Annotated in this window: 15 protein-coding genes; 4 read left to right on the top strand and 11 right to left on the bottom strand. The window is 33.3% G+C overall.

The genetic code is table 11. The features are described 5' to 3' along the window. Positions 1-7 precede the first annotated feature (7 nt). The 9 genes from ligA to BJG89_RS05235 all read right to left on the bottom strand — a co-directional run bounded on the left by ligA (position 8) and on the right by BJG89_RS05235 (position 10,368). The gene (ligA, locus tag BJG89_RS05275) at positions 8-2,011 is read right to left on the bottom strand and encodes an NAD-dependent DNA ligase LigA (RefSeq protein ID WP_096808894.1); all 2,004 of its coding nucleotides are present in this window, start codon (positions 2,009-2,011) and stop codon (positions 8-10) included. Positions 2,012-2,014: 3 nt separating this feature from the next. Then, on the bottom strand, positions 2,015-4,219 hold the full coding sequence (gene pcrA / locus BJG89_RS05270) for a DNA helicase PcrA (RefSeq protein ID WP_096808892.1): 2,205 nt from the start codon (positions 4,217-4,219) through the stop codon (positions 2,015-2,017). Then, on the bottom strand, positions 4,216-4,908 hold the full coding sequence (pcrB, locus tag BJG89_RS05265; RefSeq protein ID WP_096808890.1) for a heptaprenylglyceryl phosphate synthase: 693 nt from the start codon (positions 4,906-4,908) through the stop codon (positions 4,216-4,218). The genes pcrA and pcrB overlap by 4 nt, the downstream gene beginning before the upstream one ends. 301 nt (positions 4,909-5,209) lie before the next feature. Continuing rightward, entirely contained in the window at positions 5,210-5,512 is a 303-nt protein-coding gene (locus BJG89_RS05260; protein ID WP_019469593.1) for a YerC/YecD family TrpR-related protein, read from the bottom strand. Positions 5,513-5,597: 85 nt separating this feature from the next. Beyond that, the gene (purB, locus tag BJG89_RS05255) at positions 5,598-6,893 is read right to left on the bottom strand and encodes an adenylosuccinate lyase (RefSeq protein ID WP_096808889.1); all 1,296 of its coding nucleotides are present in this window, start codon (positions 6,891-6,893) and stop codon (positions 5,598-5,600) included. A gap of 346 nt (positions 6,894-7,239) precedes the next feature. Beyond that, a complete protein-coding gene (locus BJG89_RS05250) occupies positions 7,240-7,425 on the bottom strand; it encodes an NETI motif-containing protein (RefSeq protein WP_096808888.1) in 186 nt (61 codons plus the stop codon). Next, a complete protein-coding gene (locus BJG89_RS05245; RefSeq protein WP_096808887.1) occupies positions 7,422-8,000 on the bottom strand; it encodes a DUF2179 domain-containing protein in 579 nt (192 codons plus the stop codon). Before BJG89_RS05245 ends, BJG89_RS05250 begins: the two co-directional genes overlap by 4 nt. Before the next feature lie 69 nt (positions 8,001-8,069). Further along, on the bottom strand, positions 8,070-8,906 hold the full coding sequence (gene nadE, locus BJG89_RS05240; RefSeq protein WP_096808886.1) for an NAD(+) synthase: 837 nt from the start codon (positions 8,904-8,906) through the stop codon (positions 8,070-8,072). Continuing rightward, positions 8,899-10,368, bottom strand: a complete 1,470-nt coding sequence (locus tag BJG89_RS05235) for a nicotinate phosphoribosyltransferase (RefSeq protein WP_096808885.1) — start codon at positions 10,366-10,368, stop codon at positions 8,899-8,901. Before BJG89_RS05235 ends, nadE begins: the two co-directional genes overlap by 8 nt. A gap of 245 nt (positions 10,369-10,613) precedes the next feature. Here BJG89_RS05235 and BJG89_RS05230 point away from each other — a divergent pair, with 245 nt between their 5' ends. Both BJG89_RS05230 and BJG89_RS05225 read left to right on the top strand, forming a co-directional pair. Then, positions 10,614-11,681, top strand: coding sequence for a nitric oxide synthase oxygenase (locus BJG89_RS05230; RefSeq protein ID WP_096808884.1), 1,068 nt, complete (start codon positions 10,614-10,616; stop codon positions 11,679-11,681). A 41-nt stretch (positions 11,682-11,722) separates the two neighbouring features. Beyond that, on the top strand, positions 11,723-12,532 hold the full coding sequence (locus tag BJG89_RS05225; protein ID WP_096808883.1) for a prephenate dehydratase: 810 nt from the start codon (positions 11,723-11,725) through the stop codon (positions 12,530-12,532). Between the two features lie 206 nt (positions 12,533-12,738). On the opposite strand, the gene BJG89_RS05220 is transcribed toward BJG89_RS05225, so the two are convergent. Both BJG89_RS05220 and BJG89_RS05215 read right to left on the bottom strand, forming a co-directional pair. Continuing rightward, complete coding sequence (locus BJG89_RS05220) at positions 12,739-14,298, bottom strand: SLC13 family permease (RefSeq protein WP_096808882.1); 1,560 nt, start codon at positions 14,296-14,298, stop codon at positions 12,739-12,741. Between the two features lie 130 nt (positions 14,299-14,428). Continuing rightward, complete coding sequence (locus BJG89_RS05215; RefSeq protein ID WP_096808881.1) at positions 14,429-15,517, bottom strand: glycosyl hydrolase family 28-related protein; 1,089 nt, start codon at positions 15,515-15,517, stop codon at positions 14,429-14,431. A 138-nt stretch (positions 15,518-15,655) separates the two neighbouring features. Here BJG89_RS05215 and BJG89_RS05210 point away from each other — a divergent pair, with 138 nt between their 5' ends. Together BJG89_RS05210 and BJG89_RS05205 are read left to right on the top strand one after the other, a co-directional pair. Beyond that, a complete protein-coding gene (locus BJG89_RS05210; protein ID WP_096808880.1) occupies positions 15,656-16,207 on the top strand; it encodes a cysteine hydrolase family protein in 552 nt (183 codons plus the stop codon). Positions 16,208-16,261: 54 nt separating this feature from the next. After that, a complete protein-coding gene (locus BJG89_RS05205) occupies positions 16,262-17,188 on the top strand; it encodes a manganese-dependent inorganic pyrophosphatase (protein ID WP_096808879.1) in 927 nt (308 codons plus the stop codon). The last annotated feature ends 97 nt before the right edge of the window (positions 17,189-17,285 follow it).

The following is a 17,285-nucleotide window of genomic DNA, read 5'->3' as shown; positions in this document are numbered from 1 at the left end:
ATCTCCTCTATCCCTCTATTTCATTTTGTTTTTTGACAAAGTCATCTTCTGTCCACACTTCTGTTCCAAATTGCTCAGCTTTCATAAGTTTAGAACCAGCATCTTCACCAGCAATCACTAAATCTGTTTTTTTTGTAACACTATTTGTAACTTTAGCACCATGAAGTTCTAACCACTTGGAAGCTTCATTTCGAGTCATTTGATATAACTTACCGGTTAAAACAATTGTCTTATTACTAAATTCTGGATGTCCAGCTAAATCACTTATTTTAATACCTTTATAAGTCATATTAACATTTTTTTCTTTGAGTTTATTGATAAGCGCACGAATGTCTTCATTTTCTAAATATGTCACTAACGATTGAGCTAATTTGTGACCCACATCATATATTTCAATTAACGAGTCTTCTGTAACATCAAATAAAGTATCCATCGTGCCATATTTTTCAGCAATAACTTGACTTGCTTTCACGCCTAAATGTCTTATACCTAAACCAAATAGTAAATGTTCTAATGAATTCGACTTAGCTTTTTCGATAGCATTTAATAAGTTGTCTACCTTTTTTTCACCCATTCTCTCTAATGGTAGCAAATCATCTTTAGTTAAGTAAAATATATCTGCAACATCTTTAATCTTATGATTTTCATAAAGTTGCTGAATAATTTTAGTACCTAAACCATCGATATTCATTGCTTGACGAGAAACAAAATGAATCATGCCTTCTACAAGCTGTGCTTGGCATTTTGGATTAATACATCTCAGTGCTACTTCGCCTTCAATTCTAACAAGTTCATGGTCACAGCTAGGACAATGCGTTGGCATATGATAAACTTCAGCGTTTTGAGGTCTGCGATCTAATACGCTTTTAATGACTTCCGGTATAATATCTCCTGCTTTTTTAATAATTACACTGTCACCAATTCGAATATCTTTTTCGTGTATCAAATCTTCGTTATGTAAAGAAGCTCTAGACACAGTTGTGCCTGCAACCTTTACAGGCTCAAGTATTGCTGTTGGTGTAACAACACCTGTTCTACCAATACTCAATTCAATATCTAATAAGTCTGTGATAACTTCTTCTGCTGGGAACTTATATGCGATTGCCCAACGAGGAGATTTTTGTGTGTATCCTAATTCATCTTGTTGCTCTAAATCATTGACTTTAATAACGATGCCATCAATATCGTATTGCAGTCCTTCACGCGCTTCTGTCCACTTCTCAATATACTCTAAAACTTCTTCAATTGTTTGAAGCCGCTCACGCTCTTGATTTGTCTTGAAACCCAATTCGTCTAATTCATCTAAAGCATCACTTTGTGTATTGGCATTAAACTGTGTAAAATCATTCACACTATATAAGAAAACACTTAATTTCCGTTTTGCTGCAAGTTTAGAATCTAATTGTCTAAGCGATCCAGCGGCAGCATTCCTAGGGTTGGCAAAGGGTTGTTCATCATTTTGAGCTTTAGCTTCATTTAAATCAAAGAAAGATTTTCTAGGCATATACGCTTCACCGCGAACTTCGAACGTTCTAGGTTCATTTATTTTCAAAGGAATCGCATGTATCGTTCTTAAATTTTCAGTAATATCTTCACCTGTTATACCATCCCCGCGTGTTAAACCTTGAACAAATCGTCCATTTTCATATTTAAGAGAAACCGCTAAACCATCAATTTTTAATTCACACATATACTCGACTTTACCAATTTGTTCACGTACACGTTGATCAAATTTTCTCAAATCTTCTTCATTAAACGCGTTGCCTAAACTAAGCATTGGTGTATCATGATTCACTTTTTCAAAAGTTGATTGTGCTGCACCACCCACTCTCACAGTAGGTGAATCCACTGTTTGATATTCTGGATGGTTTGTTTCAATTTCAATCAACTCGTGCAATAATTTATCGTATTCACTATCTGGTACAGAGGGATTATCTTGTACGTAGTATTCATAGCTATATTGATTTAATAATTGATGCAATTCATTAACACGTGATTGTATGTCAGCCACATTTTATTCCCCTTTCTTTTCGATAGGTGCAAACTGAGCAAGCAGACGCTTTGGTCCTTCTGATTTAAATATAATATCTAACTCTACAGAGCCATTTTTTTCATTTACATTACTTACCATACCTTCACCCCAAGATTTATGGATAACTTTATCACCGACATGCCAATGCGTATTTTGTTGTGATTGCTTAGAAGATGCAACACGTTTACTATGACTTCTTTTTTCAGGTTGTTTGGTTGCTGATTTAAAGTGATTGTTTTGTGTTTTAACTGCCGCTTTATTTTCATTTTCCAATAAATCTTCAGGTATTTCTTGTAAGAATCTTGAAGCCATATTAGATTGTGGTCTGCCAAAAAGCATTCTTGAAGTAGCATGCGTTAAATATAATGTTTGTTCTGCACGGGTAATCGCTACATAGCAGATTCTTCTTTCTTCCTGCATTTCATGATCATCATCGCTTTTTATCGCTCTGATATGAGGGAATAACGACTCTTCCATCCCCATAATAAACACGATTGGGAATTCTAATCCTTTGGCTGAGTGCATTGTCATCAATGTTATGCCATCTTCTATTTGCGCTTCGTCTATATCAGCAACTAAAGATAAATCGGTTAAGAAATTAATCAATGACTGTTCTTCTAGTGGTGTATTTTCTTCATAGTCTTTGGGAACCGACATAAATTCATCTATATTTTCTAGTCTACTTCTTGATTCTAGTGTTTTCTCACGTTCTAACATATCTCGATAACCTGATTTAACTAATACTTCTTCAACAATTTCAGTAATCTCTAAAAACTCTTGTTGTTTAATCAAATTTTGAATCGTGTCATAAAAAGTTATACATTCTTGTGTTACCTTTTTAGATAAACCGATAAAATCTACTTCTGCTAAAGCGTCAAACATACTAATATCATTTTGATTCGCATAAGCTTGAATTTTATCTACTGAAGATGGACCAATACCACGTTTAGGTACATTAATTACACGACGCAAGCTAATATCATCATTACTATTAGCTATTATTCTCAAATAGCTTAATAAATCTTTAATTTCTTTACGATCGTAGAATTTTTGACCACCGACCATCGTATAAGGCATATTAGATTTCATAAATGTTTCTTCAAGCACACGTGATTGTGCATTTGTACGATACAAAATTGCCATATCCTTAAACTTTTTGCCGTTGCGTTGATGTTTCATAATTTCTTTTACTACATATTCTGCTTCATCTCTCTCAGTCGTAGCTTCGTAGTAATGGATTTTATCTCCAGATGTGTTGCCAGTCCACAACCCTTTAGGTTTACGCTCTGAGTTATTTTTGATTACTTCATTTGCTGCATTTAATATATTTTTAGTTGATCGGTAATTTTGTTCTAAAAATATCGTTTTTGCTTCAGGATAATCTTCTTCAAAGGACAGTATATTTTGAATATCTGCGCCACGCCATCCATAGATAGATTGATCAGAATCTCCTACTACACATAAATTTTTAAATTTAGCTGCCAAAAGATTTACTAGCGTATACTGTGCTTTATTTGTATCTTGATACTCATCTACGTGTATGTATTGAAATTTATTTTGATAATATTCTAATACATCAGGTACACGTTCAAACAAACGAATTGTAACCATTATTAAATCATCAAAATCCAAAGCTTCGTTTCTTGATAATTGTCGTTGGTAACCTTTATAAACGGTAGCGACCATTTGTTCATGATATGTCTCAGCTTCTTTTTGTGCGTCTTCCGGTGTTTTTAATTCATTTTTCAAATTACTTATAGCGCCAATAAACATTCTCGGCTCAAATTTTTTGCTATCTATATTTTCTTGCTTTAAAACGTCTTTAATAACTGATTTTTGATCAGTAGGGTCAATAATTGTAAAATTACGTTCAATACCAATTCTATCTGCGTCTCTTCTAAGAATTCTTACACACATTGAGTGGAAAGTGGACATCCAAATAACTTGCGCAGGCTCACCCACTAAAGATTCAACACGCGCTTTCATTTCTTTTGCTGCTTTGTTTGTAAAAGTAATCGCTAGAACATTATAGGGAGACACGTCTTTTTCATCAAGCAAGTAAGCTATACGATGAGTCAAGACACGCGTTTTGCCTGAACCAGCACCTGCCATAATAAGAAGTGGCCCTTCTGTAGTTCGTACCGCTAGGCTTTGTTCATCATTCATCTGATTTACTAATGCATTCATTTATGTGACTCCTTTATCTTAACTGTTTTTAGTGCTTTTTTAATATCTTTGTAAACAATATCACCAACGATAATCGTATCAGCAATTGAAGCCATTTCTTCCGCTTCTTCTTGGTTACTAATACCCCCACCATAAAACAACTGGGTATCAGTTAACATGCTTGCTGCTGTTTTAACTTTTTCGCTTTCTCCATATGTACCACTATACTCAAGATACATAACTGGTAATTTATACATTGCATTAATCATTTGAGCGTATGCTTCAATATCGTCCTCTGTTAAATTAGTGTTAGCCTGTGTAAGCTGAGCAACTTTACTGTCTGGGTTCATTACAACGTAGCCTTCAAAAACAACTTCATCAAAATCAATCATGTGACCAAATGATTTTAATGCGTCTAAAAGTATGCCATTATGATATTTTACGTTTGCGCTGTTTAGCACAGTTGGTACAAAATAAAAATCAAATCCTGGCATCACACTTTCTACATTTGAAATTTCTAGAGCTAAAGGTAGTGGATACCTTCTTACTCTACTCATTAATTGAATAACATTATCTTCAGTAACACCGTCTGTCCCACCTATAATAATTGCATCGGTTTTAGACATACAAATAGCGTCTAAATCATTATCAGATATGGATTTGGCAGGATCTAATTTGAAAATATGTTTCCATTTTTTAATGTCATACATGATATGTTACTCCTTTTTTTAGCATACATAAGATTATATCATTTTTAATCAGCAAGTTCTAAAATGATGTAAGAAAATATAGTGTATTTTAACAAGTTGTATTAACGTATTATTTTCATCACTACGCCTTATATACATTTTAATAAACTATATATAAAATAAACATCTTTGTACCTATTTTATCAATACACTTTAAATTAACAACAGAAAAAAGCTGCCAACAAAGTGAGTTACTTTGCCAACAGCTTTTCAAATGAAATGATGTAAATTACACGCTATGCTACGATTATTGAGTTATGAATTAATCGGTCGTTTCAATATTCATGCGATCTAGAATCATTGTGTACGCATCATTTCCCCATTGTAAAGATCTTTTAACACGGGAAATTGTTGCGGTTGAAGCCCCAGACTCTTGCTCAATTGTCGCATAAGTATAACCTTGTTTAATCATTTTTGCGACTTGTAATCGTTGTGATAATGACTGAATTTCATTCACTGTACATAAATCGTCAAAGAATTGATAACATTCTTCTCTATTTTCTAATGTAAGAATAGCATCAAATAATTCATCTAATGCTTTTCCTCGTAATTTTTCTATTTGCATCAAAAACAACCCCTGTACTTTCAATTTAATCTCAGTTCAACGTACTAATACATTAAAGTGTAACCATTTCATTTGAAAATTTCAATCATTCTAAACCTGCACGGCTAAAAATAGTGTCTACTTGATTTAAATGATGTTTAGGATTAAAACATTCATCTAATTCCTCAGAGCTTAATAACTCAGTAATGGATGAGTCATTTTCAATCAATGTTCTAAATGGTGTTTTAGTTTCCCAAGATGTCATCGCTTTTGGCTGTACTTTATCATAAGCTACTTCGCGTGCTAACCCTTTATTGATTAAGGCTAATAATACACGCTGTGAATAGATAAGGCCGTATGTTTTATCAATATTTGTTAACATATTGTCTTCAAACACAGTAAGTCTTTCTACAATATTTGTAAATCTGTTTAATCCATAATCTAACGCTATCGTAACATCTGGCAACATGATGCGTTCTGCTGATGAATGAGAAATATCTCTTTCATGCCATAATGCTACATTTTCGTATGCAGTGGTTACATATCCTCTGATAACACGTGCGATGCCTGTAATATTTTCTGAACCAATTGGGTTACGTTTATGAGGCATCGCTGATGAACCTTTTTGTCCTTTGGCAAATGCTTCTTCTACTTCTCGTGTTTCAGTTTTTTGTAAATTACGTATTTCTACCGCGAATTTTTCCATAGAAGTGCTGATTAAGGCTAATGTAGCAATATAGTATGCATGGCGGTCTCGTTGTAATGTTTGTGTTGAAACTGGCGCCGCATCTAAACCTAAATGTTCACAAACATATGCTTCGATTTCTGGTGGGATATTTGCAAACGTTCCTACTGCACCACTCATTTTACCTACTTCGATTTCTTCTCTGACGCGTTTGAAGCGCTCTAAATTACGTTTCATTTCTGTATACCATAAAGCCATTTTTACACCAAATGTCGTCGGTTCAGCGTGTACGCCATGTGTGCGTCCCATCATTAATGTATATTTATAGTCTTTGGCTTTTTGCGCTAATACTTCAATAAATCTTTCTAAATCTTTTTCAATAATATCGTTCGCTTGTTTAATTACATAACTTAACGCAGTGTCAACTACGTCTGTTGACGTTAAACCATAGTGAACCCACTTACGTTCTTCCCCTAATGTTTCAGATACTTGCCTTGTAAATGCAACGACATCATGACGTGTTTCTTCTTCAATTTCTTTTGCACGGTTAACGTCAACCTTCGCATTTTGGCGAATTTTTTTTACATCTTCAGCAGGTATATCACCTAATTTACTCCAAGCTTCACACGCTAGTATTTCTACCTCTAACCATGCTTCATAACGATTTTGATCCGTCCATATATTAGACATTTCTTCTCTAGAATAACGTTCTATCATTGAAATAAGCTCCTATCTTACGTAAGTTTTAGTGCACAAACTCCAAAACATGTACATTTAACAATATTTTACGATTAAAGTTCGTGTTTATTCTTTTCACTATTAGTTTAACAGAATTAGCTTTAAATGTATAAGCCTTTTCTTCCTTCTTTAAGAAATTTTAACATGTTTCATAAAAATAATGGATAGGATTAAAATCCATTTTCATTAAAATGCATTATCTTGTCTTCCTTATATTGTCTGGGATTAATAAACTTAATTTAAAGGGCTTTCAAATAAGCTATGCACTATTCATAGCATATTTAAGGCTGGAACATATATTGATGTCCCAGCCTCCTTCAAGCATTTATTCTTGCAATTTTCCAACAAATTGAATTTCCTGTCTATATACTTCATAAGTACCATTTTTATTTTCTTTGTAAATTGGTTTTTCAAAGCGCTTAACAGGCATATAACCAGCGTCTCGCATACGTTTTAAACAATCTTGAATAGTTTCGTTTTCGCCAACCTTGAATTTTCGTTGTTTCTTCATATACTTTCCACTTTATCTGGATCATATTGTTTGAGTTTTTTACTTCGAACGCCTTTAACCCAGAAACCACCGTGGATTGTTCTTGGCTCGTATGCGATAATAAAGGCTTTTTCGTCTATTTGCTTGATTGTTTCAATCAGTTTTAATTCAAAACGTCTCGGGGTTAAAATTTGCAAAATTAACCTTGCGCCATCTCGGCCATATGCAGTATTGTGCGTGACGCCATAACCTAAATCTCTCAATTGTTTTGGTAAATCTAACTCATGTTCAGAAGATGTTACATTAACTACTGTATAGCCCAGTGCTAATTTTTCTTCAATTTTCATTCCTACTATGATACCAATTGAGAACCCAAAAGCATATGCAAAGACATTCTGAATTTGGTCTAAACTAGACATAACCATACCTAAACCAATAACATATACTAAGACTTCTAGGAAACTTACTACTGCTGCAACATAGCGATAACCTTTAAGTGTTAATATCGTTCTCATTGTTAAGCATGTCACATATGCAACATTAATAATAAAAATTGCTAAAACCATTAACCATGGATTAGATGTTATCACTGACATGTCCATTTTCCTTTCTGTCACATTAAATTCAAATTATTTTATCAGTAAGTTACTATTTTGTCACTAAAATTATTCGAAATTTGTTTGGTTTTTTGGCCAAGTATATCTTGTATATGCTAATTCTCTTTTATGTGCATTTTTAATATAATGACTTTCGATGATTGATTTAGCTTCGCTTGGAACAGGCTTTCCTTCCAAATAGTCATCAATATGATTATAACTAACACCTAATGCATCTTCATCTGGCACTTGTGGTTTATTTTCTTCTAAATCAGCAGTTGGTACTTTTTCATATAGATGTGAGGGAGCGCCCAAATATGCGAGTATTTGACGGCCTTGACGCTTATTCAAACCAAACAGAGGCGCTATATCTGCTGCCCCATCACCGTATTTAGTAAAGAAGCCTGTTAAATTTTCAGCTGAATGGTCAGTACCTACTACAATACCTTGTGTATTGGAAGCAATTGAAAATTGTACTTTCATACGTTCACGCGCTTTTTCGTTTCCCTTTTGAAAATCTGTTAATATAATGTCTGCATTTTTTAACGATTGAACACTTTGATCCACTGCAGGTTTAATATTCACAGTGAATATTTCATCAGGCTGTATAAATTCCAAAGCATCTTCCACTTCGTCCGCGTCACTTTGTTCGCCATAGGGCAATTTGACCGCAATGAATCGACAATCGATATCTTTCTCTTTTAATTCATTAACTGCAATTTGGCACAATTTACCAGCTAAAGTTGAATCTTGTCCGCCTGATATACCTAACACCAAGGATGTGATAAAAGAGTGAGATTGAACGTAGTTTTTTACAAACTGAATGATTTGACGTGTTTCTATCTTGCTATCAATTGTAGGCTTCACTTTCATTTCTCTAACAATAATATCTTGAATTTCACTCATTTTCTTCCTCCATCTCCTTAACCTGTTCTGCCACTTCAAATATACGTTTATGTTTATTTTCCCAACATTCAGTACTTAAATCAACTGGATACTCTTGTGGGTTAAGGTGACGTTTATTTTCATCCCATAAGTAAGATAGGCTTTCCGTTAAATAAGCTTGTGCTTCTTTTTCACTTGGTAAATCGTATACTAATTTACCATCTTTGAAAATATCATGGTGTAATGCTTTTGCTATAAAAGATTTTATAAATTTCATCTTATAAGTGTGAACAGGATGGAATAATTTAAGCGGCGACTCGTTATAAGGATCTTCATGAGCCAGTGTAATATAATCGCCTTCAGCTTTATTTGTCTTTTTATTAATAATACGATATACATTTTTCTTACCAGGTGTAGTTACTTTTTCTGCGTTATTAGATAATTTTATACGGTCTACATATGATCCAGAACTATCCTCAACTGCTACCAACTTATAAACAGCGCCTAAAGCAGGTTGATCATAACCTGTGATTAGTTTTGTCCCTACTCCCCATGAATCAACCTTTGCACCTTGAGATTTTAAACTCGTAATTGTCTGCTCATCTAGATCATTCGAAGCGATAATTTTAGCATCAGGGAAACCAGCTTCGTCTAGCATACGACGTGCTTCTTTCGATAAATATGCTATGTCTCCGGAGTCCAAACGAATGCCGACAAAATTAATTTTATCACCTAATTCTTTAGCAACTTTAATTGCTGTTGGCACCCCTGATTTTAACGTATGGTAAGTATCAACTAAAAATACACAATCTTTGTGACGTTCTGCATATTTTTTAAACGCTATATATTCATCTCCATAAGTTTGAACCATGGCGTGTGCGTGTGTCCCTGAGACTGGAATACCAAATAGTTTTCCGGCACGTACATTACTTGTTGAATTGAATCCTCCAATATATGCAGCTCTTGCGCCCCATAAAGCTGCATCTGCTTCTTGTGCACGTCTTGTCCCAAATTCCATCAAATTGTCATTGGGCGCTACTTGTTTAATTCTACTAGCTTTTGTAGTGATGAGCGTGTGAAAATTTACAATATTTAATAACATTGTTTCGATTAATTGCGCTTGGATTAAAGGCGCTTCAACTCTTAATAAAGGTTCATTACCGAAACACAACTCGCCTTCTTGCATAGAACGAATATTACCAGTAAATTTTAAATCTTTTAAATATCCCAAAAAATCTTCTTGATAACCAATGGATTTCAAATATTCAATATCTGAATTTGAAAAATGAAATTTTTCGATATAATCAATAACACGTTTTAACCCATTAAAAACCGCGTAACCACTATTAAATGGCATACTTCTAAAATATAAATCAAATATAGCATAACGTTCGTGAATGCCATCATTCCAATAACTTTCTGCCATATTTATTTGATATAAATCATTGTGTAATACAAATGTATCATCTTCAAATTGGTACACCGCTATCTCTCCAATCGGCTTTTTCATTAGTTTAACACAAAATAATAATCGTTTATATCTGAAACAAATATATATGTGTATATAAATACAACGTTTTTGTAGGGGTATTTACATTTATAAATCATTAGTTATTCATAATGATAGTTTTTACATTTTTTCAAATAGTAGCGACAAAATAGTGACAATTATTTTAGTAAGGATTAAAAATATACAAAATACCGTATAATATGTTATGAGGTGTTTATATGTTAAACGAAGCTAAATCTTTTGTTAAAACGATGTATAGAGAACTAAATTATAATGAAGATAGTATATCAAAACGCATTTATCAAATTGAGAAACAAATTAATGCCACAGGCACGTATGAACATACAAATGAAGAACTTATTTATGGTGCTAAAATAGCTTGGAGAAATTCCAATCGTTGTATTGGCCGTGCTTTTTGGGACGCTTTAACAGTAAATGATGCAAGGCACATCCAAACTGAAAATGAATTTATTGACACAATTGAAAGCCATATTCAAATTGCTACAAATAAAGGTAAAATAAAGCCATATATTACAATTTTTTCATCTCATCATCCACCCCAAATTTTTAATAATCAACTTATAAGATATGCTGGGTATGAAGATGTTGGCGATCCAGCTGAAAGGAAAGTTACACAATTAGCGGAATATCTAGGATGGGAGAGCAAACATACTCATTTTGATATTTTACCATTAATTTATCAAATGCCTGGAGACAAATTAAAGTTTCATAATTATAATCCTGAGTTAATTAAAGAAGTACCTATCACTCATGAGCAGTTTCCAAAATTAAAAGAACTTGGTTTAAAATGGTATGCAGTCCCTATCATATCTAGTATGGACTTGAAAATTGGGGGTGTGACATATCCGACTGCCCCATTTAATGGTTGGTATATGGTAAATGAAATTGCCGTGCGTAACTTTACGGATTCATATCGATATAATTTATTAGAAACTATTGCAGAAGCATTTGAATTTGATACACTAAAGAATAATTCTTTCAATAAAGACAGAACATTAGTCGAATTGAATTATGCAGTATATCATTCATTTAAAAACGAAGGTATTTCAATGGTTGATCATTTAACTGCGTCAAAACAATTTGAAAGATTTGAAAAAAATGAACAAAAACATGGAAGAATAGTTACTGGTAAATGGTCTTGGTTGGCGCCCCCATTATCTCCTACACTTGTATCTAATTATCATCATGGATATAAAAATGAGATAAGAGATCCTAACTTCTTTTACAAAAAACAATCATCTACTACAGGCTGTCCCTTCCATTAACACTTTAAAATTACACATATCTTAATAAGGGGTAACGTCAAATGAAATTATATTATTTAGGACCAAAAGGTACTTTTTCATATTTAGCTGCACAAAAATATAAATCTGATTCAGAAATTGAATATGTTTCAAAATCAAATTTATATGAAGTGGTTGCTTCTGTATCAGAAGATGATAATAGTATCGCTGTAGTACCAATAGAAAACTCAATTGAAGGCACTATAAACATTGTTGCTGACGCCTTAACACAACAAAATATTTATGCTCAAGGAGAAATTCATCTAGATATTCAATTTGCTTTATATGGATTAGAAAATGCTACAGTAAACGATATTTCTAAAGTGTATTCCATAGGACCTGCAATTAGTCAAACTAGCAAATATATTCAACAACACGATTTCACATATGATTATGTAGATAGCACAATACAGAGTTTAGAAAAAATCACTAATCATGTTGGCGCTATAGCGCCTTTAGGTAGCGGAGAGGCTTACGGTTTTCAACCTATTGAACAAAATATTCAAGATTTTCCTCATAATGTCACGCGTTTCTTAGTAGTTAGCAATCAACCACAACATTTAGATAACGCCAGTGATACCATGCTATTAATTACACCACAATATGATAAACCAGGTTTGTTGGCGAGTATTTTAAACACGTTTGTCCTTTTCAATATCAACTTATCTTGGATTGAATCCAGACCTTTAAAAACACAATTAGGTATGTACCACTTTTTTGTACAAGCAGATACTGGATTAACTGAAGATTTATCAAAAGTAATCAAAATCTTAAATACATTAGACTTTCAAGTCACTGTGATTGGATCATTTAATAAATTAGGACACGCTTAATACAAAATAGCTCCTATAAAGGAAGACCGAGACACAAAAACGGTGCCTTAGGCATGTATACTTACTTTTTAAATTAGTAGCACTTATACACCATTTTTAGCTTATGTAATTCTCTTAAACTAAAATACTTTTGCATAAAAAAAGAGACCCCACTGGGTCTCTTTTTGTTAGGTTGGCGTAACACCGTTATTTTATAAAAATGCGATTTATTTTAATGGTAATGGTTTGGTTACATCTATACCTAATACTGGAGGCACTAAGAAATAAACAACTAACACGATAATAACAATACTTAATATGTTGACCCAAAAACCAACTGATGCCATTTTTTTAATACTGATTTTTCCAGTACCGAAGACAATTGCGTTTGGCGGTGTTCCAACTGGCAGCATGTACGCACAGTTAGCTGCCATCGCTGCTGGGACCATCAGTAATAGTGGATGCACATTTACAGCGACAGACAATGTAGCAAGTATTGGTAAAATCATAGTTGCAGTCGCAGTATTGGAAGTAATTTCTGTTAAAAACAGCACAAATATTGTAATTACAAGCACTATAATTAACGGGCTCACACCTTCGATTAGCTTTAATTGCTCGCCTAACCATTTCGCTAAACCACTTTCAGAAATACCTTTAGCAAGTGCTAAACCACCACCAAAGAGAATTAACACGCCCCACGGTAAATCCTTAGCAACATTCCAATCAATAATTCGGGTATGTTGTTCTTTATTTTTAGCAGGTATCAAAAATAACAAAACAGCAATAAACATTGCAATCGTACCGTCCGCTACTTCTGAAGTAAGCGACCAATTTTTCAATAAAAACTCTCTGCTGATCCATAATAAGCTGGCTAAAATAAAAACAGCTTGAACTACTTTTTCTTCATATTTCATTTTACCTAATTCATCTAGTTTTTTTCTAATTAAATTTTGACCGCCTGGTAATTCTTTCATATCATGTTTGAAAGCGACATAGCGCAAATATAGCCACACTAAAACAAGTAATATAATAACGGTTGGCACACCAATTATCATCCATTTAGCAAAACTGATTTCTTCACCAAAAGCTGATTGATATTGCCCTTTTAAAATAATGAGTGGCGGTGTCCCAATAAGTGTACCTAAACCACCTATCGTACCCGCATAACCAATAGCTAACACCATAGATTGTTCGAATTTACTAATGCTCGTAGCATTCATTTGTTCACCTTTTAACTCATTAGCCTCTTTAATAATTGCCAAGCCAATTGGAATCATAATCATAACCGCTGCTGTATTTGAAACAAACATAGATAAAAAGCCCGTTGCAATCATAAATCCTAACAATATTTTCCCTGTGCTTGTGCCTAAAATACTAATAATTGTTAAAGCTACACGTGTATGTAAATTCCATCTTTCCATAGCGATCGCTAAAATAAACCCACCTAAGAATAAGAATATAATATCGTTGCCATATTGAGCAGATACTTCTTCTGGACTGAGCACATGACCAACAGGTAATAAAACGAGTGGCAATAAACTAGTTGCTGCAATCGGAATCGCTTCAGTAATCCACCAAATAGCAATCCAAATTGTAATAGCAAGCACGAAAACACCTTTATTTGATAAATTTTCAGGCTGAAAAATCAATAATGTTAAAATAAATAGTAGCGGTCCTAAAATTAAACCTACAAATTGCCCTGCATTATACGGTTTCTTTTCTTTGTCTTTAGAAAAGAAAGTTAAATACTGAGAACGTCTCATTTCCCCTTTGCTTTTATCACTCATAATGTTCCCCCTTATTTCAGATGTTTTCTGAATTTTCTTAAATTATCACTCTATAACATAATATAATTCTAATTAGATTTCAATATTATATATTAATGTTTTAACTCAGAAATGTGAAACTAAGCGACGTTTAAATTGATTTCACATTCACTTTTTTAATTTTTATATTTCCTTGACTTAAAAGATGCAAGTTCTGTATATCTTTCAAATATAAGGTTTGAGAGCTATAACCAAAATCATTTTGAGCGATTAAAACACGATTGTGCTTTATATTATTGTAACTTTGGATACGAATTGCATCTTTAGCCATATAACCCAAAAATTGGTTACGATAAATATATAAATTCTTTCCTGCTTGCGTCGGCCTTACATTCCCTTTGAGATCTTGTGCATTTTTGCCATCTTTGACTGCTAAAAAACGTAAACCGCCCACGCAATTTTTAAATACATTATGATGCACAAATATATCTTTAGATTTTAAAGGTGTGAGCGCGTATTGGTTCATGCCTTCAAACGTATTAAATCGAATATGAATATTTTCGTAAAATTGATTATACCTGCTTGCATGAGAGCCAATCGCCCTGTTCCATGCATCCATATGAGGCGTTTTAGAACCTCCAAAATAGCAATTTTCAATCACTACATTTTTAGTTATTGTCCCATCAGTAGCGCCAAACTTAGGAAAAGCGCCTTTTACTTGGATATCTAGTTGTACCGCTTCAGAAAATGGGCGTGTACCATTATTATCATTAAATCCTAGGAATTGACATCTATTGATATATAAACCGTTGATTCCACATGCATCAAGTGCGTGACCCCCAACCACATCTTTAAATGTGACGTTTATGATTTGAATATCTTCTGCGTGCCCCATACACATTGCAGTATTGTTATACGGATATTGATACCCATTCATATCAAATGTACCTCCAGCAATATGTATATGCCCATTACCATCATATCCATAATAAGATTTTAACCAGTTTCCATTTTTCAATAATGTATCTTTACCTACTCTTTTTAATACCGCTTCATCATCCAGTATTAAGGTCGTGGAATCATATATTACCAGTGGTCTATGTATATGATACTCCCCTTTAGGGACATAGATTGTAGTATGTTTGTGTTTTTTAGCATATTTTAATGCTTTTTGCATTGCACGTGTATCTGCTCGTTTGTCCTTTCCTTTCAAACCAAATTGTTTAGCATTAATCCGCATTAATCCACCTTCCTTCTCAATTTCATACTCTATAATAAACTAATACAAAGTTTCTTAAACGCTTTATTTGCATCTTTATTGATTTACCTACTTAAGATATAATGGCTGTAATCTAAAATTTTGGGAGTGTTACATAATATGAAAAATAGCGCACTTATCATTGTCGACTATTCAAATGATTTTGTGGCTGATAATGGTAAATTAACTTGTGGCCTTCCTGGTCAACAAATTGAAAATTATATTATCGAAAGAATTGAAGCTTATAACAATAAACAAGCTAATATTTTTTTCCTTATGGATTTACATTATGAAGAAAATACGTATCATCCAGAAAACAAACTTTTCCCTCCTCATAATATAATAGATACTACAGGAAGAGAACTTTATGGCAAAGTAAATGATATTTATCAAAATATCCTGTTTAACGATCATGTACATTATTTAGATAAAACACGTTATGATTCTTTTTGTGGTACGCCATTAGATATTATGTTACGCGAAAGAAACATTACACATTTAGAAATTGTCGGTGTGTGTACCGACATTTGCGTACTCCATACTGCTATTACTGCATATAATTTAGGATATTCTATTTCAATCTCTCATAAAGGCGTGGCGTCGTTTAATCCAACGGGCCATCAATGGGCTTTAGACCACTTTAAAAATTCTCTAGGTGCTGAAGTAGAATAACAATACAAAATCATGATAAAATATAACTAAATATAAAATAAGGAGAATTTAAACATGGCAAAAACTTATATTTTCGGGCATAAAAATCCAGATACAGATGCAATTTCATCAGCGATTATTATGGCAGACTTTGAACAACAAACAGGAAACGCAGAGGCAACACCTTTTCGATTAGGTGAAATAGGTCCTGAAACACAATACGCATTAGATCAGTTTAAAGTTTCAACGCCAGCATTATTAAGCGATGACTTAAATGATCAAAACGTCATTTTAGTGGACCATAATGAATTCCAACAAAGTGCTGATACAATCGATAAAGCATCAATCAAACATGTAGTCGACCACCACAGAATTTCTAACTTTGAAACTGCAGCACCTTTATACTACCGTGCTGAGCCAGTAGGTTGTACTGCAACAATTTTATACAAAATGTATAAAGAACGTGGATTTGAAATCAAACCAGAAATCGCTGGTTTAATGATTTCTGCTATTATTTCAGACAGCTTATTATTTAAGTCTCCTACTTGCACACAAGAAGATATTGAAGCTGCGGAAGCATTAAAATCAATTGCTAATGTTGATTTAGAAGCGTATGGTTTAGAGATGTTAAAAGCTGGAGCCTCTACAACTGATAAAACTGCAACTGAACTATTAAATATGGACGCAAAATCATTTAACATGGGTGACTATATTACACGTATTGGACAAGTTAACACTGTAGACATTAACGAAGTATTTGAACGCCAAGAAGAATTAGAAAAAGAAATGTTAGAAGTTAGTACAAATGAAAAGTATGATCTTTTTGTATTACTTGTAACTGATATAATCAATAGTGACTCTAAAATTCTAGTTGTTGGTGCAGAGAAAGATAAAGTAGGTTCTGCGTTTAATGTTCAACTTGAAAACAATACCGCTTTCCTTCCAGGTGTTGTATCACGTAAAAAACAAGTTGTACCACAAATCACGGAAGCTTTGAGTTAGTTCAACACAATAATTTTAAATAACTATGTTAAATTGAAAACTTAAATATTTTACTAAACAGCAAAACTGGGACATAATTGTTATGTTCCAGTTTTTT

It is taken from the genome of Staphylococcus nepalensis (genome assembly GCF_002442935.1).
GTDB lineage: Bacteria > Bacillota > Bacilli > Staphylococcales > Staphylococcaceae > Staphylococcus > Staphylococcus nepalensis.
This window is presented reverse-complemented; position numbering and strand designations above follow the sequence as displayed.

What these genes read in the sequence shown, in the direction of transcription:
- pcrA (WP_096808892.1), bottom strand. Translation starts at nt 4,219, where the DNA reads ATGAATGCATTAGTAAATCAGATGAATGATGAACAAAGCCTAGCGGTA.
- pcrB (WP_096808890.1), bottom strand. Translation starts at nt 4,908, where the DNA reads ATGTATGACATTAAAAAATGGAAACATATTTTCAAATTAGATCCTGCC.
- BJG89_RS05260 (WP_019469593.1), bottom strand. Translation starts at nt 5,512, where the DNA reads ATGCAAATAGAAAAATTACGAGGAAAAGCATTAGATGAATTATTTGAT.
- purB (WP_096808889.1), bottom strand. Translation starts at nt 6,893, where the DNA reads ATGATAGAACGTTATTCTAGAGAAGAAATGTCTAATATATGGACGGAT.
- BJG89_RS05250 (WP_096808888.1), bottom strand. Translation starts at nt 7,425, where the DNA reads ATGAAGAAACAACGAAAATTCAAGGTTGGCGAAAACGAAACTATTCAA.
- BJG89_RS05245 (WP_096808887.1), bottom strand. Translation starts at nt 8,000, where the DNA reads ATGTCAGTGATAACATCTAATCCATGGTTAATGGTTTTAGCAATTTTT.
- nadE (WP_096808886.1), bottom strand. Translation starts at nt 8,906, where the DNA reads ATGAGTGAAATTCAAGATATTATTGTTAGAGAAATGAAAGTGAAGCCT.
- BJG89_RS05230 (WP_096808884.1), top strand. Translation starts at nt 10,614, where the DNA reads ATGTTAAACGAAGCTAAATCTTTTGTTAAAACGATGTATAGAGAACTA.
- BJG89_RS05225 (WP_096808883.1), top strand. Translation starts at nt 11,723, where the DNA reads ATGAAATTATATTATTTAGGACCAAAAGGTACTTTTTCATATTTAGCT.
- BJG89_RS05220 (WP_096808882.1), bottom strand. Translation starts at nt 14,298, where the DNA reads ATGAGTGATAAAAGCAAAGGGGAAATGAGACGTTCTCAGTATTTAACT.
- BJG89_RS05215 (WP_096808881.1), bottom strand. Translation starts at nt 15,517, where the DNA reads ATGCGGATTAATGCTAAACAATTTGGTTTGAAAGGAAAGGACAAACGA.
- BJG89_RS05210 (WP_096808880.1), top strand. Translation starts at nt 15,656, where the DNA reads ATGAAAAATAGCGCACTTATCATTGTCGACTATTCAAATGATTTTGTG.
- BJG89_RS05205 (WP_096808879.1), top strand. Translation starts at nt 16,262, where the DNA reads ATGGCAAAAACTTATATTTTCGGGCATAAAAATCCAGATACAGATGCA.